General features: G+C 73.2%; 25 protein-coding genes, 3 tRNA genes and 1 pseudogene. 23 read left to right on the forward strand and 6 right to left on the reverse strand.

Translation table 11 applies throughout. From position 1 onward, the window contains the following. The coding region (locus DZG00_RS02050) for a M23 family metallopeptidase (RefSeq protein WP_147359907.1) at window positions 1-778 on the forward strand (778 nt) is incomplete at its 5' end. A 68-nt stretch (window positions 779-846) separates the two neighbouring features. On the opposite strand, the gene DZG00_RS02055 is transcribed toward DZG00_RS02050, so the two are convergent. Further along, entirely contained in the window at window positions 847-2,586 is a 1,740-nt protein-coding gene (locus tag DZG00_RS02055; protein ID WP_119382693.1) for a glycoside hydrolase family 13 protein, read from the reverse strand. A gap of 159 nt (window positions 2,587-2,745) precedes the next feature. On the opposite strand from DZG00_RS02055, the gene DZG00_RS02060 reads away from it, so the two are divergent. From DZG00_RS02060 to DZG00_RS02095, 7 genes are all read left to right on the forward strand, one after another. Beyond that, window positions 2,746-3,684: an aldo/keto reductase gene (locus tag DZG00_RS02060; protein WP_119382692.1), complete on the forward strand. Its 939-nt coding sequence runs from the start codon at window positions 2,746-2,748 to the stop codon at window positions 3,682-3,684. 114 nt (window positions 3,685-3,798) lie between these two features. Next, window positions 3,799-3,870: transfer RNA gene (locus tag DZG00_RS02065), tRNA-Thr, on the forward strand. 41 nt (window positions 3,871-3,911) lie between these two features. Beyond that, window positions 3,912-3,985 (forward strand) — tRNA-Met (locus DZG00_RS02070). Between the two features lie 181 nt (window positions 3,986-4,166). Next, a complete protein-coding gene (locus DZG00_RS02075; protein ID WP_119382691.1) occupies window positions 4,167-4,358 on the forward strand; it encodes a hypothetical protein in 192 nt (63 codons plus the stop codon). Between the two features lie 579 nt (window positions 4,359-4,937). Further along, window positions 4,938-5,387, forward strand: a complete 450-nt coding sequence (locus DZG00_RS02085; RefSeq protein WP_086515504.1) for an FAS1-like dehydratase domain-containing protein — start codon at window positions 4,938-4,940, stop codon at window positions 5,385-5,387. Further along, on the forward strand, window positions 5,384-5,818 hold the full coding sequence (locus tag DZG00_RS02090) for a MaoC/PaaZ C-terminal domain-containing protein (RefSeq protein WP_119381705.1): 435 nt from the start codon (window positions 5,384-5,386) through the stop codon (window positions 5,816-5,818). The genes DZG00_RS02085 and DZG00_RS02090 overlap by 4 nt, the downstream gene beginning before the upstream one ends. Before the next feature lie 7 nt (window positions 5,819-5,825). Next, window positions 5,826-6,980 carry a UDP-N-acetylmuramate dehydrogenase gene (locus DZG00_RS02095; RefSeq protein ID WP_119381706.1) on the forward strand — a complete coding sequence of 385 codons (1,155 nt, stop codon included), beginning with the start codon at window positions 5,826-5,828 and terminating at the stop codon, window positions 6,978-6,980. 28 nt (window positions 6,981-7,008) lie between these two features. Here DZG00_RS02095 and DZG00_RS02100 read toward each other — a convergent pair whose 3' ends face one another. Then, window positions 7,009-8,238 carry a pyridoxal phosphate-dependent aminotransferase gene (locus DZG00_RS02100; protein WP_119381707.1) on the reverse strand — a complete coding sequence of 410 codons (1,230 nt, stop codon included), beginning with the start codon at window positions 8,236-8,238 and terminating at the stop codon, window positions 7,009-7,011. A gap of 179 nt (window positions 8,239-8,417) precedes the next feature. On the opposite strand from DZG00_RS02100, the gene DZG00_RS02105 reads away from it, so the two are divergent. The 6 genes from DZG00_RS02105 (at window position 8,418) to DZG00_RS02130 (ending at window position 12,094) form a co-directional block, all read left to right on the forward strand. Beyond that, window positions 8,418-8,490: transfer RNA gene (locus tag DZG00_RS02105), tRNA-Trp, on the forward strand. Window positions 8,491-8,576: 86 nt separating this feature from the next. Then, a complete protein-coding gene (gene secE / locus DZG00_RS02110; RefSeq protein ID WP_012039478.1) occupies window positions 8,577-8,849 on the forward strand; it encodes a preprotein translocase subunit SecE in 273 nt (90 codons plus the stop codon). Window positions 8,850-9,067: 218 nt separating this feature from the next. Then, window positions 9,068-10,117 carry a transcription termination/antitermination protein NusG gene (nusG, locus tag DZG00_RS02115; RefSeq protein ID WP_119381708.1) on the forward strand — a complete coding sequence of 350 codons (1,050 nt, stop codon included), beginning with the start codon at window positions 9,068-9,070 and terminating at the stop codon, window positions 10,115-10,117. A 53-nt stretch (window positions 10,118-10,170) separates the two neighbouring features. Continuing rightward, the gene (gene rplK / locus DZG00_RS02120; protein ID WP_012299878.1) at window positions 10,171-10,602 is read left to right on the forward strand and encodes a 50S ribosomal protein L11; all 432 of its coding nucleotides are present in this window, start codon (window positions 10,171-10,173) and stop codon (window positions 10,600-10,602) included. 101 nt (window positions 10,603-10,703) lie between these two features. Continuing rightward, window positions 10,704-11,390, forward strand: coding sequence for a 50S ribosomal protein L1 (gene rplA / locus DZG00_RS02125; protein ID WP_012299879.1), 687 nt, complete (start codon window positions 10,704-10,706; stop codon window positions 11,388-11,390). Between the two features lie 104 nt (window positions 11,391-11,494). Beyond that, window positions 11,495-12,094 carry a GNAT family N-acetyltransferase gene (locus tag DZG00_RS02130; RefSeq protein WP_119381709.1) on the forward strand — a complete coding sequence of 200 codons (600 nt, stop codon included), beginning with the start codon at window positions 11,495-11,497 and terminating at the stop codon, window positions 12,092-12,094. 27 nt (window positions 12,095-12,121) lie between these two features. On the opposite strand, the gene DZG00_RS02135 is transcribed toward DZG00_RS02130, so the two are convergent. Both DZG00_RS02135 and DZG00_RS02140 read right to left on the reverse strand, forming a co-directional pair. Further along, window positions 12,122-13,078: an NADP-dependent oxidoreductase gene (locus DZG00_RS02135; RefSeq protein ID WP_119381711.1), complete on the reverse strand. Its 957-nt coding sequence runs from the start codon at window positions 13,076-13,078 to the stop codon at window positions 12,122-12,124. 268 nt (window positions 13,079-13,346) lie between these two features. Further along, window positions 13,347-14,009 carry a YqaJ viral recombinase family protein gene (locus DZG00_RS02140; protein ID WP_086515726.1) on the reverse strand — a complete coding sequence of 221 codons (663 nt, stop codon included), beginning with the start codon at window positions 14,007-14,009 and terminating at the stop codon, window positions 13,347-13,349. Between the two features lie 172 nt (window positions 14,010-14,181). On the opposite strand from DZG00_RS02140, the gene DZG00_RS02145 reads away from it, so the two are divergent. The 9 genes from DZG00_RS02145 (at window position 14,182) to DZG00_RS02185 (ending at window position 22,676) form a co-directional block, all read left to right on the forward strand. Further along, window positions 14,182-14,409, forward strand: a complete 228-nt coding sequence (locus DZG00_RS02145; protein WP_119381710.1) for a hypothetical protein — start codon at window positions 14,182-14,184, stop codon at window positions 14,407-14,409. A gap of 10 nt (window positions 14,410-14,419) precedes the next feature. Continuing rightward, on the forward strand, window positions 14,420-15,331 hold the full coding sequence (locus DZG00_RS02150) for a TOMM precursor leader peptide-binding protein (RefSeq protein WP_119455338.1): 912 nt from the start codon (window positions 14,420-14,422) through the stop codon (window positions 15,329-15,331). Then, the gene (locus DZG00_RS02155; RefSeq protein WP_119383258.1) at window positions 15,328-16,590 is read left to right on the forward strand and encodes a YcaO-like family protein; all 1,263 of its coding nucleotides are present in this window, start codon (window positions 15,328-15,330) and stop codon (window positions 16,588-16,590) included. The genes DZG00_RS02150 and DZG00_RS02155 overlap by 4 nt, the downstream gene beginning before the upstream one ends. 88 nt (window positions 16,591-16,678) lie before the next feature. Then, window positions 16,679-17,647, forward strand: a complete 969-nt coding sequence (locus tag DZG00_RS02160; RefSeq protein WP_119455339.1) for a SagB/ThcOx family dehydrogenase — start codon at window positions 16,679-16,681, stop codon at window positions 17,645-17,647. After that, on the forward strand, window positions 17,640-18,596 hold the full coding sequence (locus DZG00_RS02165) for an ABC transporter ATP-binding protein (protein ID WP_119455340.1): 957 nt from the start codon (window positions 17,640-17,642) through the stop codon (window positions 18,594-18,596). Before DZG00_RS02160 ends, DZG00_RS02165 begins: the two co-directional genes overlap by 8 nt. Continuing rightward, the gene (locus DZG00_RS02170; protein ID WP_119382977.1) at window positions 18,593-19,375 is read left to right on the forward strand and encodes an ABC transporter permease; all 783 of its coding nucleotides are present in this window, start codon (window positions 18,593-18,595) and stop codon (window positions 19,373-19,375) included. Before DZG00_RS02165 ends, DZG00_RS02170 begins: the two co-directional genes overlap by 4 nt. 126 nt (window positions 19,376-19,501) lie before the next feature. Continuing rightward, window positions 19,502-20,560, forward strand: a complete 1,059-nt coding sequence (locus tag DZG00_RS02175) for a sugar phosphate isomerase/epimerase family protein (RefSeq protein WP_119382976.1) — start codon at window positions 19,502-19,504, stop codon at window positions 20,558-20,560. Further along, a complete protein-coding gene (locus tag DZG00_RS02180) occupies window positions 20,557-21,495 on the forward strand; it encodes a TolB family protein (protein ID WP_119455341.1) in 939 nt (312 codons plus the stop codon). Before DZG00_RS02175 ends, DZG00_RS02180 begins: the two co-directional genes overlap by 4 nt. 152 nt (window positions 21,496-21,647) lie before the next feature. After that, window positions 21,648-22,676 carry a TerC family protein gene (locus DZG00_RS02185; RefSeq protein ID WP_119383073.1) on the forward strand — a complete coding sequence of 343 codons (1,029 nt, stop codon included), beginning with the start codon at window positions 21,648-21,650 and terminating at the stop codon, window positions 22,674-22,676. Between the two features lie 82 nt (window positions 22,677-22,758). Here the strand turns inward: DZG00_RS02185 and DZG00_RS02190 are convergent, their stop codons facing one another. After that, entirely contained in the window at window positions 22,759-23,451 is a 693-nt protein-coding gene (locus DZG00_RS02190) for an ABC transporter ATP-binding protein (protein WP_119383074.1), read from the reverse strand. A 52-nt stretch (window positions 23,452-23,503) separates the two neighbouring features. Beyond that, window positions 23,504-23,777 (reverse strand): annotated as a pseudogene (locus tag DZG00_RS16935) (ABC transporter permease); the annotation flags it as partial.

A 23,777-nucleotide genomic window follows, 5' to 3' on the forward strand; every position in this document is an offset into this window, starting at 1 on the left:
CGCATCCTCGCGCCCCGCCCTCGCCGCCCCGGCGCCCGAGGCCGCAGCGGGCCGTCGCCGCTCGAACGCGTCGCGCGGGCTCACGCTGCTCACCATGGCGTTCGTCGCGACGGTCACCATCGCGACCTCGCTGCCCTCCAGCGCGTTCCTCACCGGCCAGGACATGGCGCAGGCGACCGTGGTCACGGATGCCCCGGCCACCTCGATCCCCAGCCAGAGCATCGCGCTCTCGGCCGCGCCCGAGGCGCAGGTCGTCGGCGGCACGGACGACGCCTTCACGGCCACGACGCCGCAGCAGATCATGCTGGCCCAGACGTCGAAGGGCGCAGGCGCGTTCACGAACGACATCAACGGCACGATCCAGTGGCCCTTCGCTGCGGGCGTTCCGATCAGCGGCGTCTTCGGCAAGCGCATCGCGCCCTGCTCCAACGGCTGCTCGAGCAACCACCAGGGCGTGGACTTCGCCCCCGGCATGGGCGCGCCCATCCAGTCGATCGCCGACGGCGTCGTGCGCGAGGCCGTGAACAGCGACACCGGGCTCGGCGTGCACCTCGTCATCGACCACGTCATCGACGGGCAGCTCGTCACGAGCGTCTACGGCCACCAGCTGCCGGGGTCCCTGCGCGTGAAGGCGGGCGATCCGGTCAAGGTCGGCCAGCAGATCGGCCAGGTCGGCAACACGGGCGCCTCCACCGGCCCCCACCTCCACCTCGAGATCCGCATGGCGGACGGCACCGCCGTGGATCCCTTCGCCTGGCTCCAGGAGCACGCGAACTAGCCCACGCGCCACGCACGACGACGCCCCCTCGCCCGAAGGCGAGGGGGCGTCGTCGTGTCCGGGACCGATCAGTCCCGGATCAGCCACACGGTCGTGTCCGACGGCACGGCGTCGCCGTCGAGCGGCCGGCTCGCGAGCAGCACGCGGCCCTCGGGCAGCGGCACGGCGGCCTCGCCGAGGTTCGCGATCACGGTGACGCCCGCGCTCTCGAACGCGATCACGTCGTCGCCCTCCGCGGTGATCCACTCCAGCGCGCCCAGCGCGAGGCCGTGCTCGCGGCGCAGCAGCAGCGCCTCCGTGTAGAGCGAGAGGGTGGACGCGGGATCCGCCCGCTCGGTGTCGCGCGCGAAGCGGTCCCAGTCGCGGGGCTGCGGCAGCCAGCTGGCGTCGCCGGTGCTGAAGCCGTAGGAGGGCGTCCCTGCCTCCCACGGGATCGGCACGCGGCAGCCGTCGCGGCCGTAGCGCTCGCCCGCGGTGCGGTGGAACGTCGGATCCTGGCGCGCCTCGTCGGGCAGGCGCGTGTCCTCGGGGAGCCCGAGCTCCTCGCCCTGGTAGACGTACGCGCTGCCCGGCAGCGCGAGCATGAGCGCGCTGGCGGCGCGGGCGCGGCGGAGGCCGAGCTCCTCGTCCACCGTCACGGTCGACCGCGGCCCGATGCCGACGCCCTGCGGGTTCTCGCCCGAGAGCGCGAGGCGGCTCGCGTGCCGCACGACGTCGTGGTTGGAGAGGACCCACGTGCTCGGCGCCCCCACGGAGGAGAAGGTCGCGAGCGACGCGTCGATCGTGCGGCGGAGCGCCGCGGCGTCCCACGGCGTCTCGAGGTAGCTGAAGTTGAAGGCCTGGTGCATCTCGTCCGGGCGCACCCAGTCGGCGAGCTTCGCCAGCGGTTCGACCCACGCCTCGGCCACCATCGCGCGGTCGCCGTCGTAGGAGTCGAAGATCTCGCGCCACTCGCGGTAGATCTCGTGCACGCCCTCCTGCGCGAAGTACGGCGGCGGGGGAGCGGGCTGGTCGTCGACGCCGCCGGCGCCGCCCATGCTGCCCTGGCCCTCGGGCGGCGTGTAGTCGGGGAGGCCGGGCGCCTTGACCATGCCGTGCGCCACGTCGACGCGGAAGCCGTCGACGCCGCGGTCGAGCCAGAAGCGGAGGATCTCGCGGAACCGCTCGCGCACCCACGGGTTCGTCCAGTCGAGGTCCGGCTGCGAGGAGTCGAACAGGTGCAGGTACCACTGACCGGGCGTGCCGTCGGGCTCGGTGAGCCGCGTCCACGCCGGGCCGCCGAAGATCGACTCCCAGTTGTTCGGGGGCAGCTCGCCGTCGGCGCCCTTCCCGTCGCGGAACATGTAGCGCGCGCGCTCCTCGCTGCCCGCGGGGGCGGCGAGCGCCTCCTGGAACCAGCGGTGCGCGGAGGAGGTGTGGTTGGGGACGATGTCGACGATCACGCGGAGGCCGAGCTCGTGCGCGCGGCGCTGCAGCCGGTCGAAGTCGTCGAGGGTGCCGAACAGCGGATCCACCGCGCAGTAGTCGGCGACGTCGTAGCCGGCGTCGTTCTGCGGCGACAGGAAGAAGGGGGAGAGCCAGACGGCGTCGACCCCGAGCTCGCGGAGCGCGGGGAGCCTGTCGGTGATCCCGGGGAGGTCGCCGATGCCGTCGCCGTCGGAGTCGGCGAACGAGCGCGGGTAGATCTGGTAGATGACGGCGGTGCGCCACCACTCGGATCCGGTGCCGTGCTGCGGGGTGCTGTCGGGGTGGGCCGAGGTGTCGTCCCGGGCAGCCGTGGTGGGGGCTGTGGGGGCTGGCGAAGTCATGCGACGAGCCTAGGCGACGGCCCCCGGGCGCTCCCGCCGATCGCGCCGGCAGGGCGCCGCCGGACCGTCGGATGCGCCCGGGTCCGGAATAGCCGGGCGCCGGAGCGCGCTGGAGGAGGGGCGGGCACGGCCCGCATCACCGGACGAAGGAGATCAGCCATGACGAACCCCGCACGCGTGCCCCTCGGATCCAGCGGCCTGGAGGTGTTCCCGCTGTCCTTCGGCGGCAACGTCTTCGGCTGGACGGCCGACGAGGCCACCTCGTTCCAGCTCCTCGACGCCTACACCGCGGCCGGCGGCAACTTCATCGACACCGCCGACGTCTACTCCGCGTGGAAGCCCGGCAACTCGGGCGGCGAGTCCGAGGAGATCATCGGCCGCTGGATCGCCTCGCGCGGCCGCCCCGACGACCTCGTCATCGCGACCAAGGTCGGCTCGCTCGAGTCGGCGAAGGGCACCTCCCGCGACAGCGTGCGCCGCGGCGTCGAGGCCAGCCTCCGCCGCCTGGGCGTCGACGCGATCGACCTCTACTACGCGCACGTCGACGACCAGGACACCCCGATCGAGGAGACCGTGATGGCCCTCGCCGAGCTGGTGGCCGAGGGCAAGGTCCGCGCGATCGGCGCGTCCAACTACACGGCCGAGCGCCTGCAGGCCGCGCTCGACGTCTCGACGCGCGAGGGGATCGCGCGCTTCGAGGTGCTGCAGAACCGCTACAACCTCGTCGCGCGCGACGCGTACGAGGGCGAGCTGGCCGACCTGCTGATCCGGGAGGGCATCGCGTCCGCCCCGTACTCGGGCCTCGCTAGCGGCTTCCTCACGGGCAAGTACCGCGGCGCCGAGGTCGACAGCCCGCGGTCGGGAGCGGCGTCGAAGTACCTCGACGACCACGGCCGCGCCCTCCTCGAGGTGCTCGACCGCGTCGCCGAGGCCCACGGCGTCTCCGTCACGACGGTCTCGCTCGCGTGGCTGCGGGCCCAGCCGTCGGTCACGGCTCCCATCGCGAGCGCGCGCGACCTCACGCAGCTGCCGGACCTCCTCGCCTCCGTCGAGCTCGAGCTGACGGCCGACGAGATCCGGGACCTGTCCGCGGTCTGATCCGCTGCTGGCCTCCCGGCCGTGCCCCGGTCCGGGGTCGTCACGCGTCTCGCGGGCGGCCCCGGACCTGCTATCGTCGTATGGTTCCAGCGCGTCTCCGACGCGCCTCGGCACGCCCCCATAGCTCATTGGTAGAGCACTTCCTTGGTAAGGAAGAGGTAGTGAGTTCAATCCTCACTGGGGGCTCGATCCCTCATCAGCCGGCCCCGGTCGGCGCCGAGGGATGCGGCGGGGTAGCTCAGGTGGTTAGAGCACACGGCTCATAATCGTGGTGTCGCGGGTTCAAGTCCCGCTCCCGCTACGGAAGCACGGGTCCCCATGCGGATCCGTCCTCCTCGATGGGCCCCGGACACCTCTCGCCAGGTTCCGGGGCCCTTCTTCGTGCCCGCGCCGCTGGTCCGCGCGGTCCGTCTGCGCGGCCCCGGCGAGTCCCGTCGGCCCGCGCGCTTCCCGTGCCCACGCGCGCGGCGTAGCCTCCGGGCATGACCCACCACGAATCCCCCGATCACCCCGACCACGCCACGGGCGCCGAGCACGACGACGTGCTCTACAAGACCCAGGGCAACCCCGTCCCCGACGCGCACGACGAGGAGCGCCGCGAGGCCCCCGCCGGCGGCGACTACACCGCGAGCGAGTCCGAGGAGGAGAAGGAGGCCCGCGAGGGCGACGCCTGATCCGCATCCCGCGCACCGAGCGCACGAGGGCCGCCGCGACGCGTTCGCGGCGGCCCTCGCGCGTCCCCCGCGGCGCTCGATCGGGGCGACACGCCGGGTCCGCGTGGCAGCCGGATCCCGCCCGAGCGCCCGGATCCGCATGACGACGCGGAAGGCGCCGCGACACGCCGAAACACTAGATGTAGTGGAATGACAGGTCTGTAGTTCGGGTTATATAGTGGAGAACCTCACCGCCCCACCGGGTGGCCGAGCAACCCGGATCCTCGCGAAGACGCGGATCCGGAGGCCATCGGGGCGAGAGCCACGAGACCTGAGGAACCGCACCGGCGGTTCCCGACCAGACACAACGGGAGGCACCCATGGACTACGACAACAACGACACCGTCGGCGGCTACGCGATCCCCGTCGACCCGATGGAGCTCCTGCAGTGCGACTCCTGCCAGTAGGCAGCTGACGCCGCAGCAGCGGAATCGCGACCCGGGCCCCGGTCCCCACGAGAAGTGGGGGCCGGGGCTCTCGCATGCCCGGCGGTCGCCCGCTCGCCCGGGCGCCCGCGGGCCCGCCGCGTAGGATCGTCCGGTGCCAGTGAATCCAGAGCTCCAGGGCCGCGTGCTCCCCGCAGCCGCCCCGTACCTGGTGGGACGCGAGAAGGTGCGCGAGTTCGCCCGTGCCGTCGGCGCCACCCACCCCGTCCACCTCGACCCCCAGGCAGCGCGCGCCGCCGGCCACGCCGACGTGGTCGCGCCGAGCACGTTCCCCGTGGTCGTGCAGGAGGCGACGCTCGCGCAGCTGCTCGCCGAGCCCGACGCGGGCATCGACTTCAGCCGCGTGGTCCACGGCGAGCAGGCGTTCACGTACTCGCGGCCCGTGGTCGCGGGCGACGAGCTCACCGCGACGCTGACCGTCACGAAGGTCGCCACCCTCGGCGGCAACGCGATGGTGACCGCCGAGTCCGCCATGGTCGACGGATCCGGCGCCCACGTCGTCACGGCCGTCTCCACCCTCGTGGTCCGCGGGGACGACGCGTGAGCGCCGCATCCGTGCCCGTGCTGGCCGACCTCGCCGTGGGCGATGTCGTGGCGGAGCGCACCGTGCACCTCACGCGCGACTCCCTCGTCCGCTACGCGGGCGCGTCCGGCGACTTCAACCCCATCCACTACCGCGACGACGTCGCGGCATCCGTGGGCCTGCCGGGCGTCCTCGCGCACGGGATGCTCACCATGGGCCAGGCCGTGCAGCCCGTGGCCGACTGGGCGGGGGATCCGGCGCGCATCGTCTCCTACGGCGTGCGCTTCACGCGGCCCGTGGTCGTGGATCCCGCGGACGGCCAGGACCTGACGATCGTCGCCAAGGTGGGCGCGATCGACGCCGAGGCCGGCAATATCCGCATCGACATCGCCGTCTCGGTCGATGGCAAGACGGTGCTGGGCCGCGCGCAGGCGCAGGTCCGGCTGGCGTAGGGCCGCCGTGACGATCGAGACCCACCGCGACGCGCCGCTCGCCGAGCTCACCACGCTGCGCGTGGGCGGACCGGCGGAGGAGCTCGTGACCGTGAGCGCGCGCGACGAGCTGGTCGACACCCTCCTGGGCCTCTGGGCCGTGGGGGAGGACTGGATGGTCCTCGGCGGCGGATCCAACTCGCTCATCTCCGACGAGGGAGTGGCCGGCACCGTCATCCGCATCGCGACCCGCGGCGTCGAGGTCGGCGAGGCGCGGGACGACGGCACCGTCCTCGTGCGCGTCCAGGCAGGCGAGCCCTGGGACGCGCTCGTCGCCCGCACCGTGGCCGACGGCCTCGCCGGGCTCGAGGCGCTCTCGGGCATCCCCGGATCCACCGGCGCCTCCCCGGTGCAGAACATCGGCGCGTACGGCCAGGAGGTCGCCGACGTCCTCGAGGGCATCGACTTCCTGGACTACGAGACCGGCGAGGTCGAGCGGCTGGGCGCCGCGGACCTCGGCCTCGGCTACCGCACGTCGTCGCTCAAGCGCGGCCGCGTCGGCGTCGTGCTGTCGGTCGACTTCGCGCTCACCCGCGGGGAGGGTCCCGACGCGCTCGGCCTCCCCGTCGCGTACCCGCAGCTCGCCGGCGCGCTCGGGGTCGAGCTCGGCGACCGCGTGCCCGTGGCCCGCGTGCGCGAGACCGTGCTGGCCCTCCGCGCGTCCAAGGGCATGGTGCTCGACGACGCGGATCCCGACACCTGGAGCGCGGGATCCTTCTTCACCAACCCCATCGTCAGCGCCGCGTTCGCCCGCACGCTGCCGGCCGACGCCCCGCGCTGGCCGCAGGAGGATCCGCCCCAGGACCTCGTCGTGCCGCTCGGCGACGCGTGGGAGGTCGCCGACGCGATCGAGCGCGAGGCAGCCGCGCGCCGGCGCCGCGAGCCCGCGGGCGTGAAGCTCAGCGCCGCGTGGCTCATCGAGCACTCGGGCGTCAGCCGCGGGTTCCGGCTGCCGGGTTCCGGCGCCGCCGTCTCCTCGAAGCACACGCTCGCGCTCACCAACCGCGGCACCGCGACCGCCGAGGACGTCGCCGCCCTCGCGCGCTACGTGCAGGGCCGCGTGATGAGCGAGCACGGCGTGATCCTGCAGCCCGAGCCCGTGCTGGTCGGCCTCTCCCTCTAGGGGGCCGACCAGCGGGCCGGGCGGCGGATCAGGCCAGCAGGTCGCGGATCCGGCGCACGCCCTCGAGCAGCGCCTCGTCGCCGAGCGCGTAGCTGAAGCGCAGGAACCCGCTCGGTCCGAAGGCCTCGCCGGGGACCGCCGCGACCTCGGCCTTCTCGAGCAGGACGTCGGCGACCTCGAGCGAGGTGGTCGGCGTGACGCCGTCGATGTCGCGGCCGAAGAGGCCTGTGACGTCGGGGTACACGTAGAACGCGCCCTGCGGCGTGGGCGTGACGAAGCCGGGGATGGCGTCGAGCTCGGCGACGATCGTGCGGCGGCGGCGGTCGAACGCCTCGCGCATGCGGTCGACGGTGTCGCGCGGCCCGCGGAGCGCCGCGATCGCCGCGCGCTGCGAGACGTTCGAGACGTTGGAGGAGAGGTGCGACTGCAGGTTGCCGGCGGCCTTGATGGCGTCGGCGGGTCCCACCATCCACCCGACGCGCCAGCCCGTCATCGCGTACGTCTTGGCGACGCCGTTGACGAGGATCGTGCGGTCGGCCAGCGCCGGCACCACGTCGACGATGCTCGCCGCCTCGGCGCCGTCGTAGACGAGGTCCTGGTAGATCTCGTCGCTGATGACCCAGAGGCCCTTGGAGTCGGCCCACTCGCCGATCTCGCGGGTCTGCTCCCGCGAGTAGACGGCGCCCGTGGGGTTGGACGGCGAGACGAACAGCAGCACCTTCGTGCGCGGGGTCCACGCGGCCTCGAGCTGCTCGACCGTGACCAGGTAGCCCTGGTCGGCGCCCGCGAAGACGTCGACGGGCACGCCGCCCGCGAGCCGGATCGCCTCGGGGTAGGTGGTCCAGTAGGGCGTCGGCACCAGGACCTCGTCGCCCTGGTCGAGCAGCGTCTGGAACGCCTGGTAGACGGCCTGCTTGCCGCCGTTGGTGACGATGATCCGGTCGATGCCGACGTCGAGCCCGGAGGAGACGCGGGTCTTCTCGGCGATGGCCTCGCGGAGGTCCGGCAGGCCGGCGGCCGCGGTGTAGCGGTGGTTGCGGGGATCCCGCGCGGCCTCGACGGCGGCCTCGACCACGTAGTCGGGCGTCGGGAAGTCGGGCTCGCCCGCGGCGAAGCTGATGACGGGGCGTCCGGCGGCCTGCAGGGCCTTGGCCTTGCCGTCGACCTTGAGGGTCGCGGACTCGGCGATGGATCCGATGCGGGTGGAGACGCGGCTGAGGGGGACGGTGCTCTGCGGTTCGGCCATGCATGTGAGCATAGGGATCCGCGCCCGCCGCCACGCGGGTGCGGATGGCCCGTCCGGCGGCCGCCCCGACCGGGTGCCCGCGGATGCTGGTACACTCGTTCGGGTCGGTATCTCCGCCATGCTCTTCCGCGCCTTCTTCCGTCCGTGCTCGCACGGTCGTGGTGCATGAGGGCAGGCGGGTGTCGACGCAGAGGGTGGTGGCTCAATTGGTAGAGCAGCGGTCTCCAAAACCGCAGGTTGCAGGTTCGAGTCCTGTCCGCCCTGCTAGATGGAACGGGTCCCCGGGCGCGTGACATCGCGGCTCGCCCGAACTCCGGGCGGAGCCGAGCAATGCAGGAAGGGACCCACGCGTGGCGCGGAAGATCGTCGACGAGCCGAGCGAGGAGATCGTCGCGCAGGCTCGCGAGCAGCGGGACGCGCGACGCAACCCCTTCGCCCGGCTGGTGCTCTTCATCAAGCAGGTCGTGCAGGAGCTCAAGAAGGTGGTCACCCCCACCCGCAAGGAGCTGCTGACGTTCACGGGAGTGGTGCTGGCCTTCGTCATCGTCATGATGGTGATCGTCTCGCTCCTCGACCAGCTGTTCGGGTACCTCGCCATCGTGGTGTTCGGCAACGGCGCCTAGCACCAGGGCCTCCACGCGGAGGCGGCACGGGCCGGAGGGCGGGCTGCGCGCGGGATCCACGGATCCGGAGCGCCGCGGAGCACGAGCGGCCGGAGCGCGGCGGACCCCCACGGGACCGCGTCGACGCGGTCCAGCGCCCGTCAGCAGGACGGCACAGCACGGCACGGCACGGCACGACGAACGGCAATGCACGACGAAGAACGAGGGAAGTAGATCCATTGGCTGAGAGCAAGCGCGACGACGTCGACCTCGCCCCCGCGGCGGAGCAGTCCTCCGAGGTGGACGAGGTCCAGGAGGGCCACGCCATCGAGTCCTCCGAGGAGAGCTCGGACGCGGCGGAGCACACCGCCCTGCACGTCGAGGGCGACTCCGTCGAGACCGACCTGACGGCGGCGCTCGACGCGATGGAGTCCGTCGAGGACCCCGAGGCCGACGCGATCGTCGAGGACGCGCTCGACATCGACTCGCCCGACGAGGCCGAGGCCGCCGTCGAGGCGACCGACGACGAGGCGGAGGAGGAGGCGGCCGAGGAGGCCCTCGAGCCCGCCGACGTCACGCCCGCCACCGCCGAGGACATCGCCGAGGCCGAGGCCGACCTCGTCCCCGACGAGGCCGCGTCCGACGAGGCGGCGTCCGAGGACGACGCCGAGGTCGACCCCTACGAGGACTTCCGCAAGGAGCTCCGCTCCAAGCCGGGCAAGTGGTACGTCATCCACTCCTACGCGGGCTTCGAGCGCCGCGTGAAGAGCAACATCGAGAACCGCATGGTGTCGCTCAACATGGAGGACGACATCTACCAGATCGAGGTCCCGATGGAGGACGTCGTCGAGATCAAGAACGGCCAGCGCAAGATGGTCAACCGCGTGCGCATCCCGGGCTACGTGCTCGTGCGCATGAGCCTCAACGAGGACAGCTGGTCGGTCGTCCGCCACACCCCCGGCGTCACGGGCTTCGTGGGCAACGCCCACAACCCGACGCCCCTCCGCTTCGAGGAGGCCTTCTCCATGCTGAAGAGCCTCGTCGAGATCAAGGAGGTGGCGCAGGTCAAGGGCCAGCCCACCAAGGGCGGCCAGGCGCAGCGCGTCGTCGCCGCCGAGGTCGACTTCGAGATCGGCGAGACGATCACGATCAAGGAGGGCTCGTTCGCCGGCCTCCCCGGCTCCATCAGCGAGATCAAGCCCGAGAGCGGCAAGCTCACGGTGCTCGTCTCCCTGTTCGAGCGCGAGACCCCGGTCGAGCTCAGCTTCGACCAGGTCACCAAGCTCTAGGCGGTCGGGCCGCGCGGCCCGCTCGATCTAGCAATCAAGAAGAAGGAAGAGAAATGGCACCGAAGAAGAAGGTCACGGGTCTGATCAAGCTGCAGATCAAGGCCGGCGCCGCCAACCCCGCACCGCCCATCGGGCCGGCGCTGGGACAGCACGGCGTCAACATCATGGAGTTCTGCAAGGCGTACAACGCCCAGACCGAGTCGCAGCGCGGCAACGTCATCCCCGTCGAGATCACCGTCTACGAGGACCGGACGTTCACGTTCATCCTGAAGACGCCCCCGGCAGCGGAGCTCATCAAGAAGGCCGCCGGAGTCGCCAAGGGCTCGGGCACGCCGCACACGGTCAAGGTCGCGAAGCTCACGATGGACCAGGTCCGCGAGATCGCCGAGCAGAAGCAGGCCGACCTCAACGCCAACGACATCGACGCCGCGGCGAAGATCATCGCCGGCACCGCCCGCTCCATGGGCATCACGGTCGAGGCCTAGCCTCCACCACCTCAGCGGATCCCGTCCGGGATCCGCTCCAGCATCACGCGGGAGAGCCGGCCAGGCTCACATCAACCGCACTCTCGAATCAGGAGACACGAATGGCGAAGTCAAAGGCCTACCGGGCCGCAGCCGAGAAGATCGACCTCACCAAGGCGTACACCGCCTCGGAGGCCGTCGAGCTCGCGCGCGAGACCGGTTCCAGCAAGTTCGACAGCACCGTCGAGGTCGCGCTCAAGCTCGGCGTCGACCCCCGCAAGGCAGACCAGATGGTCCGCGGCACCGTCATCCTTCCTCACGGTACCGGCAAGACCGCCCGCGTCATCGTCTTCGCGACGGGCCCCGCGGCCGAGGCGGCCATCGCCGCTGGAGCCGACGAGGTCGGCGGCGACGAGCTCATCGAGAAGGTGGCGGGCGGCTACACGTCGTTCGACTCCGCCGTCTCGACGCCCGAGCTCATGGGCAAGGTCGGTCGTCTCGGCAAGGTGCTCGGCCCGCGTGGCCTCATGCCCAACCCGAAGACCGGCACGGTCACCCCGGACGTCGCGCGCGCGGTGTCCGACATCAAGGGCGGCAAGATCGAGTTCCGCGTCGACAAGCACGCGAACGTCCACTTCGTGGTCGGCAAGGCGAGCTTCTCGCCCGAGCAGCTCTCGGAGAACGTCGGCGCCGCGCTCGAGGAGATCGTCCGCCTCAAGCCGTCCTCCTCGAAGGGCCGCTACGTGCAGAAGGCCACGGTCTCCACGACCTTCGGCCCCGGCATCCCGGTGGACGTCAACTCCATCTAGCACCATCGCGCGGAAGCGCACGCACGACCAGCAGCACAGGAAGGGCCCGCCTCGGCGGGCCCTTCCGTCGTCCCCGGGGGTCGGCGCTGCCTAGGCTCGGGAGGGTGAGCATCCCGGATCCCGCCGTCGTCCCCGCCGTCCCGTCCTTCCGCGTCGCCGGACCTGGCGATGCCGACGAGGTGGCCGCGCTCGCTGCCCGCACCTTCGCGCTGGCGTGCCCGCCCACGACGACCGCAGATGCCATCGGGGACCACATCGCGACCGTCCTCTCGCCGGCGCGCTTCCGGGCGCACCTCGCGGATCCGACGCACCGGATCGTCGTCGCCGAGGCCGACGGGGAGATGGTCGGCTACACGATGGTCGTCGCCGCGCCGCCCGCGGACCCGGACGTGGCCGGCGCCCTGCGGCTCCGGCCGGAGATCGAGCTGAGCAAGGTGTACGTCGAGGCGGGATCGCACGGCGTCGGCGTCGCACGGCCGCTCATGGCGGAGACGCTCCGGATCGCGCGCGAGCTCGCGGGCGAGCGCGGGCGGGACGCGGAGGCCGGGATCTGGCTCGGTGTCAACGAGCACAACGCCCGCGCCATCCGCTTCTACGAGCGCAGCGGGTTCCGCATCGTGGGGACGCGGTCGTTCCGGCTCTCCGACGCGGTCGAGACGGACCACGTTATGGAGCAGGGGCTGGCCGGGACCACAGCCGCCTGACGCGCTGCCGCGACGCCGCGACGCGGATCAGCCGCGCGCCACGTTGAGCACGACCTTGCCGCGCGCGTGCCCGCTCTCCATGTGGCGGTGCGCCTCGGCCGCGTCCTCCAGGTCGAAGACCTCGTCGACGTAGACCTTGATGTCGCCGGATTCCAGCAGGCGCGAGATCACCGCCAGGGTCTGGCCGTCGGGCGCGACCTCGTAGTGCGTGGCGCGCACGCTCACCGCGGCGGCGTCCTGCACGAGCGTGGGCCAACCGCGGACGGGCGCGCTGACCAGCAGGCCGCCCGGGCGGAGGACCTGGAGGGAGCGCGTGCCGGTGTCGTCCGTGCAGTTGCCGACCAGGTCGATCACCACGTCCACGTCGGCGAGCACGTCCTCGAAGCGCACCTGCGTGCGGTCGATGACCTCGTCCGCGCCGAGCTCGGCCAGCCAGTCGACGTTCCGGGGCGAGCCCGTCGCGACCACGCGAGCGCCGAAGTGCCGGGCGAACTGCACCGCGAAGTGGCCGACGCCGCCCGCCCCCGCGTGGATCAGGACGACCTGGCCCTCGTGCGCCTTGCCGATGTCGACGACCATGCCCCACGCCGTGAGCGCGCTGACGGGCGTCGCCGCGGCCTCGACGTGCGAGAGGCGCGCGGGCTTGCGGGCGAGGCTGACGCTGGGGACGGCGATGTAGGGGGCGTAGCTGCCGGGCATCCGCGGCACCATGGCGAGGCCGAACACCTCGTCGCCCGGATGCAGCGCGTGGTCCTCGTACGGCGACTCGACGACGACGCCGCTGAAGTCGCGGCCGAGCACCGCGGGGAGGCTGCCGAGCGTCGGACCGCCGGGCTCGCCGGCCCGCAGCCGCAGGTCGATGGGGTTCACGCCCGCGGCGACGACCTTGACGAGCACCTCCGAGTCGAGGCGGTGCGGGACCGGCACGTCCGCGAGGTGCAGCACCTCCGGCCCGCCCGTCTCCGTGACGACGACCGCGCGCATGGTCTCCCCGTGGGGTGCGAGGGCGACCGCGGCGGCCGCCCGATCCCGCTCGGCCTCGGCGGCGACGCCGGCTCTCGACTGGACGACCTGGCTCATCGTGCGACCCCTCCTCGGAACGCGGCGGCGTGGTGGATCCCACCGATGCCCCCGCTCGTCCAGTGAAGTCGCCGCGTGAGTCGGGCGTGTTTCCGCGGTGTTCCCCGGGCGAGAAGAATGCGCGGGGCGCTCGCGCGCGGCGCTCGCGCGCAACGAGGACGGGACGAACGGCTCAGGCCAGCCCGCGGGCTCCGGCCGGCGCGTTGGCCATCCGCACGATGAGCGCGATGAGGTCGTTCGCGCGCGCCACGAGCGCGGCGATCTCGGCCTCGTCCCGGTCGATCCACTTCCACTTCGGGATGTCGTGCACGGGCACGAAGTCCACGTGCTGCTCCCAGACGATGAGCGAGCGCTCGGCGCCGAGCACGTACTGCTGCCACCAGATCTGGCGCAGGTAGTTGCGCGGGATGCTGCGCCACGGCTTCGCGGTGGTCTTGATCTCCGCGAGCTCGAGGCGCCCGTCGGCGCGGAGGCCCACGCCGTCGGGGGTGGCGAGGTGGCGGCGCTGGCCCGGCGCGTGGAAGAGGTGCGCGCTCGGCACGATCCCGTGCTCGGCCTCGACCCAGCGGGCGATCTCCGGCTCGCGCTCGCGGCCGTGGTCGGTGTAGCGGTTGCCGCCGAAGCCGGATCCGTAGAGCTTCTCGAGCGCGACGGCCTGCAGCGACGCGTCGGTCGCGAGGCGCGCCACGTCGGTGGCGGTGATGCCGAAGCTGCGGGCGCGGAGCCAGGCGACGCGATCCGACGAGTGGGCCACGATGCGCGTTAGGTGCGGCGGGGGAGGAGGCGGCGCGGGTGCGGCGGGGGCGAGGTCGTCCTCCCAGGGGAAGGCCAGCATCTCGTCCGTCACGGGCTCCAGGGTACGCGTCGGATCCGACGTGGACGGCCTCGACGCGGGCGGATCGTGCCGCCGCTCGGAGCGGTTGTCAACAGGCAGATCGTTCCTGTCCCGGGCACGGAGGGTTGTGCTAGAAAGGCGTCGTCCCACCCACCCAGAGGAAGGAACGGCAATGTCACTGCTCATGGAGACGGCGGTCCAGGCACCGTCGCGCACGACCGCATCCGAGGTCGCGCCCGCGGCCGGAGGCCACGACGCGTCCGACGCGCTGCTGGCGGAGGCCTTCGGCTTCACCATCACGCACCGCGGCGCGGAGGAGGAGCTCGTGATGGGCGACGTCACCCTGTGCTGCAGCACGACGTGCTCGTCGAGCGGCAGCGGCCACCAGCAGCCTCGCTGATCGCCCGCGCATGGATTCGTCGACCACGTACTCGGTGAGTCCCCGCTACGCCGTCGGGGAGGTGGAGGACACCCTCCACCTCCTCGGCGGTCGCGAGCTGGTCTCCCTGCAGCTGCCCTCGGGCGACGCCGTCTCCGCGGTGTCGCGACTCCTCTCCCGTCCCTTCACCCGCGCGGACGTCGACCGGGCGTTCGCCGCCCATGCCCCCGCCGTGGCCCGCCTGGTCGACGAGCTCGTGCTGCGCGACGTCGTGGTGGGGGCGCCGACCGGCTCCGCGGGATCCGTGCCCGACGAGCTCGCGCACGTCCTCGACGAGGCGCGGCGCAACGGCGGCGACCGCACCGGGCTCGGCCCCGTGCGCGACCCCGCCTCGCCCGCCCGGGTGGCGCTCGTGGGCGACATGATCCCGTCCCTCCTCACGGGGCTGGCGGAGGCCCTCCCGTCGGCCGAGCTCGGCGACGAGGCCGACGCCGACCTGGTCATCGCCGCCGGATCCCGGTCCGTCCTCCGCGACGTCGGCGCGCGCCTGCACGCGGCCGGGCGGCCCTGGCTCCCCGTGCACCCGTTCGACGGGCGGTTCCAGCTCGTCGGGCCGGTGGTCGTGCCCGACGAGGGGCCGTGCCTCGAGTGCGTCGCGCTGCGCTGGGCGTCGACCACGCCGTTCGCCGCGGACCACGCCGCGGCGGCCGACGCGGTCGCCGTCGTGCCGCGCGACCCGAGCCTGGACGCCATCACGGCCGGGTTCGCCGCGCGCTACGCCGCCCGGTGGATCCACGCCCACGACTGGCTGGTCGCCAGCACCGTGCTCGTGATCGAGCCCAAGGTCATGGAGGCCGAGGCGCACGCCGTGTTCCGGGTCGCACGGTGCGGCACGTGCGGTCCCCGCCCCTACGCGGGCGTCGTCTCGCCGTGGCGGGCATGAGCCGCGGCGGGGCGGGCGTCGTCAGCCCGTACACGGGGCTCGTCGAGCACGCGCATCCCATGGCGTTCACGCCCGACGCCATCCCGGACGCGCTCTACTCGGGCCGGTCCGCCGACACGGAGTTCCTCACCGGCACGGCGTCGGAGCGCTTCAGCATGGGGCCGGGCGGTTCCCGGCTGGAGGCGCGACGCTCCTGCATCGGCGAGGCGGTCGAGCGCATGTCGCTCGCGGGAGCGCCCGGCGGCTTCCGGGCGCCGCTCGGCGCCGACGCGCGTCAGGTGGGGCCGGACGCCTTCCAGCGCTTCCACCCGACGCAGCGCGAGGATCCGTCCTTCCACTACGAGCGCGCGGAGCCGGGCGACCTCCTGACCTGGATGCCGGCGCGCTCCCTGCACCGGGGCGCGACCGTGCACGTGCCCGCGCAGCTCGTGGTGTTCGACGACCCGCACCGGGCGGACGGGCACCGGGAGCCGCACGTCGAGCCGGCGACCTCGTCCGGCGTCGCGGCGGGGCCGCACTTCGGCTTCGCCGCCGGCCGCGCGGTGCTCGAGCTCATCGAGCGCGACGCGTTCCAGCGGACGTGGCTCCGCGGATCCACGCCCCCGGCGTTCGACTGGCGCGGCAGCCCCCGCCTGACCGACGCGACCCTCCGGGAGCTCGAGCGCCTCGAGGAGCTGTGCGGGCGCTTCGGGGCGTCCTTCACGGTGCGCGTGCTGGACGCGGCCGCCGACGTGCCCGTGCTGCTCGCGGTCATGCGCAGCGACCGGATCGGGGTCGCGGTGGGCTGCGCGGCCGACTTCCGGCTCGACCGGGCGATCCTCAACGCGCTCCGCGAGGCGCTGCACACGCACAACTGGTGCCTGCGGCTGCTCGCGGAGCCCGCGATCGACCCGGCGGACGTGGTCGAGTTCGAGGACCACATCCGGCTGCACTGCCGTCCGTCTGCACGCGCCCTCACCGCTGCCCTCGACGCGTCGGACGAGCGGGTCGCGGCCGTCGGGGGCCCGGCCAGCTGGGCCGAGGTGGTGGCCGGGCTCGACCGCGAGGGGATCGAGGTGCTGCTCGCGGACATCACCGCGCCGGAGGTGCGCGCCGCGGGCTTCCACGTGGTGCGGGCGCTCAGCCCCGACCTCGTGGCGCTCGACGTGGTGCACGCGGCGCGCTTCCTCGGTCACCCGCGCCTGTACCGGCGGTGGCGCGACGGGCCCGCGCTCGAGGGGCCGGCCGACCTCGTCGACGTCCCGCACCCGTTCCCGTGACCGCACCCGCACCCGCGCCCGCGCACGCGCCCGTCCGCGTCACCGCCGGCACCGCCCGGCCCACCGCCCGAACCACCAGGAGGACCCCATGAGCACCATCGAGACCGACGCCGCCCCCGACCGGGCGGCGGCCCCGACGGATCCGTCCGCGCCGGCGGATCGCGGCGCCGCCGGATCCGCGCGCTCCCTCGGCAGCGTGGGGCCGATCTTCAGCGTCGGAGGGGCTGTCGACCGGCCGGCGGGCGACCCCGCGGAGGACTTCCACGAGGCGTCGAAGATCACGCGGATCACCCACCCCGGATGGACCGACGTCCGGTACGCGCACCAGATGGCGCAGGAGGCGCAGGGCGTGGCCGACGCCGGCCCGGGCGGGGCGACCTCCGCCCCGCGGCTGCTCCCGGCGGTCCCGATGCCGCGCGCGCTCCCGCTGCGGCACGAGCTGGGCGCCACGATGGCGGCGCGGCGCTCGGCCGAGCCGCGCACCCTCGGGCGGCCGGTCGAGCTGGCCGAGCTCGCCACGGTGCTCAGGCTCGCCTACGGTCCGCGGGGCGACGGCACCCCGGGCCGGTTCGTGCCCTCGGGCGGCGGGCTGTACCCGCTCGACCTGCACGTGGTCGCGCGGTCGGTGGTGGGGCTCGAGCCGGGGATCCACCAGCTCGATCCCCTGGAGGAGACGCTCGTCGACGTGTCCGGGCTCGACCGGGAAGGGCGGCTCGCGCGCTTCCGCCGCGCCGCGCCGTCGCTCATGGCGCCGATCCCGGAGACGGCCGCGGTGACCGTCGTCATCACGGGCAGCTTCGAGCGCTCGCGCTGCAAGTACGGGCTGCGCGGCTACCGGCTCACCCTGCTGGAGGCCGGGCACGTGGGGCAGAACGCGCTCCTGGTCGCGACCGCGCTCGGGCTGCCGGTGCTGGGCTGGGTCGGCTTCGTGGACCACGAGCTGGACGGGGTGCTCGGTCTCGACGGGGTCACGCAGTCCTCCCTCTACGCGATCTCGTTCGGCGGCGCGGAGCCGGGCGCCCGGCGCCTCGCCCGGGAGGAGGCGTCCCATGACTGACGCGGTGGAGCTCGACGGGATCACCCGCACCTTCGGCCGGACGCGGGCGCTCGACTCCGCGTCCTTCTCCCTCGCGCCGGGGCTCGTGCACGCCCTGCTCGGGCCGAACGGATCCGGCAAGACCACGGCCATCGACGTGCTGACCGCCACCCGCCGCCCGGATGCGGGACGGGCGCGCGTGCTCGGGCACGACGTGCGTCGCGGCGGCCCCACGGCGGCGCTGGTCGCGGTGATGCCGCAGGCGCTCGCGTTCCCCGAGTACCTCACGGTGCGCGAGGTGCTGGCGCTCGCCCTCGTGCCGCACGCCGACGCCCTCACGCCGGCCGCGGCGATCGACCGGTTCGACCTGGACCGCCTCGCGTCGCGCCAGACCGGCGGCCTGAGCGGTGGCGAGCGACGCCGCGTCGCGCTGGCGTGCGTGGTCGGCGCGGGGACGCCCGTCGTCGTGCTCGACGAGCCGTCCGCGGCGCTCGACATCCCGGGGCGTGCCGCCGTGCGCGACGCCATCGCCGCGGTCCGCGACTCCGGGCGCACGGTGCTCCTCGCGTCGCACGACATGGAGGAGGTCGCGGCGCTCGCCGACACCGTCGTCTGCCTCGACCACGGCCGCGTCGTCGGCCACTGGACCGCCGCCGACTTCCGCGGGCTGGCGGGCGTGCGTCGGGTCGGCTTCGACGCGACCGCCGCCGAGGCGCGGCGCCTGCGGTCGTCCGGCGCGGTGCCCGAGGCGGGGGAGGAGCCCCGCGGGGGCGAGCGGATCCGGTGGGTCATCGACACCGACCGCTCGGACGTCGTCGCCGGGCTCGTGCTCGCCGCCGTCACGCGACCGGCCATCACGGTCGTCGAGCCCGGGCTGGGCGAGATCGTGGAGCGCGTGCTGGCGGGTGGCGCGTCCGATCTCCCCGCCGATCCGTCGCGCGACACGGAACCCGTGGGATGCACCCGATGACCGCGACGACCACCCCGCCCCGCCTCACCGCCCGGCGGCGGCTCGCGATCTACCGCGCCCACGTCGTGAGCGAGCTCGCGCAGAACGCGCGCATGCCGGCCTTCGTCCTCCCGCTGCTGGCGTACCCCGTGCTCATCTACGCGGTCGTCGGCCTGCCGCAGGGCGGTCCGCCGAGCGCGCGGCTGAGCGTGCTGCTCGGCTACGTGCTCTTCTCGGTGCTCGGCACGGTCACCTTCCAGTTCGGGGTCGGCGTCGCGTCGGCCCGCGAATCACCGTGGGAGCGCTGGCTGTTCACGGCGCCCGTGCCCGCGTGGATCCGGCTCGCCGCCAAGCTCACGGTCGCGTGCGTCTTCGGGGTGGCGTTCGTGATCCCGGTGGTGGCGGTCGGGATCCTCGCGGGCGGCGTCCGGGTGGACGCGCCCACGCTCGGATCCGTCGCGCTCGCCGTCGTCGCCGGCGCCGTGCCGATGGCGCTGCTCGGGCTCGCGATGGGCTACTGGTTCCCCGCCCGCGGCGCGCTCGGCCTCGCGAACCTCGTGTACCTGCCGTTGTCGTTCGCCGGCGGCCTGTTCACGGGCGGCGACACGAGCGGCACGCCCTGGGAGTCGCTCACGGTGCTGCTGCCCACGGGCGCGTGGAGCACGCTGACGAGCGCCGCCGCCCGGCACGACGCGGCGGCGACGGGGATCCCGCTGATCCTCCTCGCGGCGTGGGCGGTGCTCCTCGGCGGCATCACCCTCGCGGGCTACCAGCGCACGCAGTCGGCGAACTTTCGCTGACGCCCACCCGTGAGCGGGCGCGGCCCGGTGTGTAGCGTGGATCCCGCGCGCCGTCACCGGGCCGCGCCACCGCACGCACCGCATGCGCCGCACGCACCGCACCGTCACCGTCGACGAGAGGGAACCATGCCCCAGATCACCACCCCCGTAGCGCTCTTCACCGGCCAGTGGGCCGACCTGCCGCTGGAGGAGGTCGCCCGGCTCGCGAGCGGCTGGGGCTTCGACGCCCTCGAGATCGCGTGCTCTGCCGAGCACCTCGACGTGTGGCGCGCGGCCGATGACCCGGCCTACCTCCGCGGGCGGCTCGAGATCCTCGAGCGCCACGGCCTCCAGGTGTCGGCGCTCTCGCAGCACCTCACCGGCCAGGCCGTGTGCGACGACCCCATCGACTTCCGGCACCAGGCGATCCTGCGCTCGAAGGTGTGGGGCGACGGCCAGGCCGAGGGCGTGCGCCAGCGCGCGGCGGAGGAGCTGAAGCTGACGGCGAAGGCGGCCGCGGGCCTCGGGGTCACGCGCGTGACGGGCTTCACCGGATCCCGCATCTGGCCGTACGTCGCGATGTTCCCGCCCGTGCCCGCATCGGTCATCGACGCTGGCTACCAGGACTTCGCCGACCGCTGGAACCCGATCATCGACGTGTTCGACGACGAGGGCGTGCGGTACGCGCTCGAGGTCCACCCGAGCGAGATCGCCTACGACTACTGGACCACCCGCCGCACGCTCGATGCCATCGGGCACCGCCCCGGCTTCGGCCTCAACTGGGATCCGAGCCACATGATGTGGCAGGACATCGACCCGGTGGGCTTCCTCCTCGACTTCGCCGACCGGATCTACCACGTGCACGCGAAGGACACGAAGGTGAGCACCTCGAACGGCCGCGGCGGCCGGCTCGGATCCCACCTCGGCTGGGGCGACCCTCGCCGCGGCTGGGACTTCGTCTCGGTCGGCCACGGCGACGTGCCCTTCGAGCGCGCGTTCCGGGCGCTCCGCAGCATCGGATACGACGGCCCGGTCTCGGTCGAGTGGGAGGATGCGGGGATGGACCGCCTGCACGGAGCACCCGACGCCCTCGCGCAGGTGCGCTCCCTCCTCTGGCCGACGCCCGACAACCTGTTCGACTCGGCGTTCGCGAACAACCGCGACGACGCGCCCGGCACCGACAGCACCGCGGGATCCACCGCGTGACGCTGCGCGACGGACAGCTGGCCCGCCTCCTCGTCCTCGATGTCGAGACGGGTGCCGAGCGCATGGTCGCCGAGTCGGCCGTGCTCCACATCGAGGCGCCGAACTGGACGCCCGACGGCCGCTGGCTCGTCGTCAACGCCGAGGGCGGGCTGTGGCGGCTGCCCGCGCCCGACGCCGAAGAGCCGGATCCCGACCTCCCCGAGCCCGCCGTCGACTTCCAGGCGGTCGACCTCGGCGGCGTCCCGCCCATCAACAACGACCACGTCATCTCGCCCGACGGCGCCCACGTGTACGTCTCCGGCCGCGACGGCCACCTCTACGCCATCCCGTGGAACGACGGCGCGGGCGGCGAGGGCCGGCGGATCACGGCCGACCGGGATCCGGCGCTCGGGTTCAAGAACTACCTGCACGGCGTCTCGCCCGACGGCTCCATGCTCAGCGTCATCGGCGGCCAGGTCGACGCGCGCGGCGAGTGGACCACGAACATCCACCTCGTGCCCGTGGACGGCGGCCCCACGACGCAGATCACGGACGACGGCTTCCCCGACGACGGCGCCGAGTTCTCGCCCGACGGCGGGTGGCTCTACTACAACTCCGAGCGCGGATCCGACCTCCCGGGCCACGCGCAGCTGTTCACGATGCGCACCGACGGAACCGACTCGCATCAGTTCACGTCCGACGAGCGCGTCAACTGGTTCCCGCACCCGTCGCCCGACGGCGAGCACATCGTCTACCTGAGCTTCCCGCCCGGCACGCTCGGCCACCCGGCGGACCACGACGTGATCCTCCGCGTCATCGACCGGCAGAGCCACCGCACGCGCGACCTCGCGGCGTTCCCCGGCGGCCAGGGCGCCATCAACGTCACGAGCTGGGCGCCCGACTCGCGCCGCTTCGCGTACGTCGCGTACCCGTTCGAGGCGCCGAGCCTGACCTGACGCGGCGGCCGACGGCCGGCGGCTCGGACGATCCGCGGAGCGTAGGCGCAGCTATTTCCCCGGTGTGAGGAGATCCCGCATGGGATCATGGACGCGTCCGCGCGCCACCTAGCCGTCCCCGATTCCCGTCGGCCTCATCACCGGAGACCCCCGTGAACATCACCACGACCACCTGGCTCATCACGATCGCGGTCACCATCGCGTTCTTCGTCTACGAGTTCTTCACCCACGTGCGCAAGCCGCACGAGCCCACCATCGGCGAGTCCGCCCGCTGGTCGGCCTTCTACATCGGCCTCGCGCTGATCTTCGGCGTCGGCATCGGCTTCACCAGCGGCTGGGGCTACGGCGGCGAGTACTTCGCGGGCTACCTCACGGAGAAGGCCCTGTCGATCGACAACCTCTTCGTGTTCCTGTTGATCATGACCGGGTTCGCGGTGCCGCGGAAGTACCAGCAGAAGGTGCTGATGATCGGCATCGTCATCGCGCTGATCATGCGCGCCGGCTTCATCGCGCTGGGCGCCGCGCTCATCGAGAACTTCTCCTGGGTCTTCTACATCTTCGGCGCGCTGCTGTTCGTGCTCGCGTACCAGCAGCTCAAGGGCGACCACGGCGGCAACGCGGCGGACAACATGTTCGTGCGCATCGCCCGCCGGATCCTCCCCGTCCACGACGAGTTCGTCGGCGACCGCTTCACCACGAAGATCGACGGCAAGCGCTTCGTCACCCCGCTGCTGCTGTGCGTCATCGCGATTGGCTTCGTCGACCTGGTGTTCGCGCTCGACTCGATCCCCGCGATCTACGGCCTCACGAACGAGGCGTACATCGTGTTCACCGCGAACGCCTTCGCGCTGATGGGCCTCCGCCAGCTGTACTTCCTCATCGGCGGCCTGCTCGAGCGCCTGGTGTACCTGTCGCAGGGCCTCGCGGTCATCCTCGCGTTCATCGGCGCGAAGCTCGTGCTGCACGCGATGCACGTCAACGAGCTGCCCTTCATCAACGGCGGCGAGCCGATGCTGTGGGCGCCCGAGATCCCGATCTGGTTCTCGCTGCTCTTCATCGGCGCGACCATCACGGTCGCCACCGTCGCGAGCCTCGCGAAGACCCGCGGCGACAAGCAGAAGAAGGACCGCGCGACGGTCGAGGGCGAGACCGTGACGCGCGCCACGGAGGACAAGCACTAGCCCTCCGGCACGGAACGCACGACACGACGGGCCCGGCGCACCACGCGCCGGGCCCGTCGTCGTCCGGGGGTGGATCCAGGGATCAGCGCGACAGGAGCGTCGCCGCCTGCACCTCGGTGACGCGGCCGCGCGCGATGTGCAGCCGCCGCTCCGCCCGCCGGGCCACCGCGGAGTCGTGCGTGACGAGCACGAGCGTGAGCCCGCGGTCCCGCCACAGGCCCTCGAGCAGGTCCATGATCTCGTCGCGCGTCCCCTCGTCGAGGTTGCCCGTGGGCTCGTCGGCGAGGAGCACGGTCGGCTCCTTCACGAGCGCGCGGGCGATCGCGACGCGCTGCTGCTGGCCGCCCGAGAGCTGCGACGGGAGGTGGTCGGCGCGGTCGCCGAGCCCCACGAGCTCGAGCGCGGCGGTCGCGCGCTCCCGCCGCTCGGGGGTCGCGACGCGCATCGGCTCGAGCGCGGTCTCGACGTTCTCGCGCGCGCTGAGGGTCGGGATCAGGTTGAAGCCCTGGAACACGAAGCCGATCTGCGTGGCGCGCACCTCCGCGAGCCGGCGGTCGCCCGCGGTGGAGAGGTCGTCGCCGCCGAGGGTCACGGTGCCGGAGGTGGGGCGGTCGAGCGCGCCGAGCATCTGGAGCAGCGTCGACTTGCCGCCGCCCGTGGGGCCCTGGATGGCGACGAGCTGGCCGTCGGGGATCTCGAGGGTGACGCCCTCGAGGGCGGTGACGGCGGTCGCACCCTGGCGATAGGTCTTGCGGACGTCGTGGAGCGTGTACATGGTGGTCCTTCCGGTGCGGTGGATGTGCGGTGGATGTGCAGATTCGTGCGGGTCAGGCGATGGAGCGCAGCGCCTCGGCCGGGCGGAGCCGGGAGGCGCGCCATCCGCCGACGCCGCCGGCGAGGAGGCCGCCGAGCACGGACAGGCCGACGGCGACGAGGATCACGGACACCGTGACGGGCGCCTGCAGCACCACGTCGGTCGTGGCCGCGGCGACCTGTGGGCCGCCGAAGCCGCCGCCCGCGCCGCCCGCCGCGCCGCCCGCCGCGCCGCCCGGCATCCCGCCGGGGCCCGCGGTGGCGGCCGCGGATCCGGCGGAGAGCGTC

This window comes from Clavibacter lycopersici, from assembly GCF_003576405.1.
In the GTDB taxonomy this organism is placed as follows: domain Bacteria; phylum Actinomycetota; class Actinomycetes; order Actinomycetales; family Microbacteriaceae; genus Clavibacter; species Clavibacter lycopersici.

Bases quoted from the DNA above. Each gene is read 5' to 3' on its own strand.
- DZG00_RS02170 (WP_119382977.1), top strand. From the start codon at position 18,593: ATGACCGCGACGACCACCCCGCCCCGCCTCACCGCCCGGCGGCGGCTC.
- rplK (WP_012299878.1), top strand. From the start codon at position 10,171: ATGGCACCGAAGAAGAAGGTCACGGGTCTGATCAAGCTGCAGATCAAG.
- DZG00_RS02140 (WP_086515726.1), bottom strand. From the start codon at position 14,009: ATGCTGGCCTTCCCCTGGGAGGACGACCTCGCCCCCGCCGCACCCGCG.
- DZG00_RS02165 (WP_119455340.1), top strand. From the start codon at position 17,640: ATGACTGACGCGGTGGAGCTCGACGGGATCACCCGCACCTTCGGCCGG.
- DZG00_RS02145 (WP_119381710.1), top strand. From the start codon at position 14,182: ATGTCACTGCTCATGGAGACGGCGGTCCAGGCACCGTCGCGCACGACC.
- DZG00_RS02150 (WP_119455338.1), top strand. From the start codon at position 14,420: ATGGATTCGTCGACCACGTACTCGGTGAGTCCCCGCTACGCCGTCGGG.
- DZG00_RS02175 (WP_119382976.1), top strand. From the start codon at position 19,502: ATGCCCCAGATCACCACCCCCGTAGCGCTCTTCACCGGCCAGTGGGCC.
- DZG00_RS02155 (WP_119383258.1), top strand. From the start codon at position 15,328: ATGAGCCGCGGCGGGGCGGGCGTCGTCAGCCCGTACACGGGGCTCGTC.
- DZG00_RS02100 (WP_119381707.1), bottom strand. From the start codon at position 8,238: ATGCTCACATGCATGGCCGAACCGCAGAGCACCGTCCCCCTCAGCCGC.
- DZG00_RS02135 (WP_119381711.1), bottom strand. From the start codon at position 13,078: ATGCGCGCGGTCGTCGTCACGGAGACGGGCGGGCCGGAGGTGCTGCAC.
- DZG00_RS02190 (WP_119383074.1), bottom strand. From the start codon at position 23,451: ATGTACACGCTCCACGACGTCCGCAAGACCTATCGCCAGGGTGCGACC.
- DZG00_RS02055 (WP_119382693.1), bottom strand. From the start codon at position 2,586: ATGACTTCGCCAGCCCCCACAGCCCCCACCACGGCTGCCCGGGACGAC.
- DZG00_RS02075 (WP_119382691.1), top strand. From the start codon at position 4,167: ATGACCCACCACGAATCCCCCGATCACCCCGACCACGCCACGGGCGCC.
- DZG00_RS02060 (WP_119382692.1), top strand. From the start codon at position 2,746: ATGACGAACCCCGCACGCGTGCCCCTCGGATCCAGCGGCCTGGAGGTG.
- DZG00_RS02160 (WP_119455339.1), top strand. From the start codon at position 16,679: ATGAGCACCATCGAGACCGACGCCGCCCCCGACCGGGCGGCGGCCCCG.
- rplA (WP_012299879.1), top strand. From the start codon at position 10,704: ATGGCGAAGTCAAAGGCCTACCGGGCCGCAGCCGAGAAGATCGACCTC.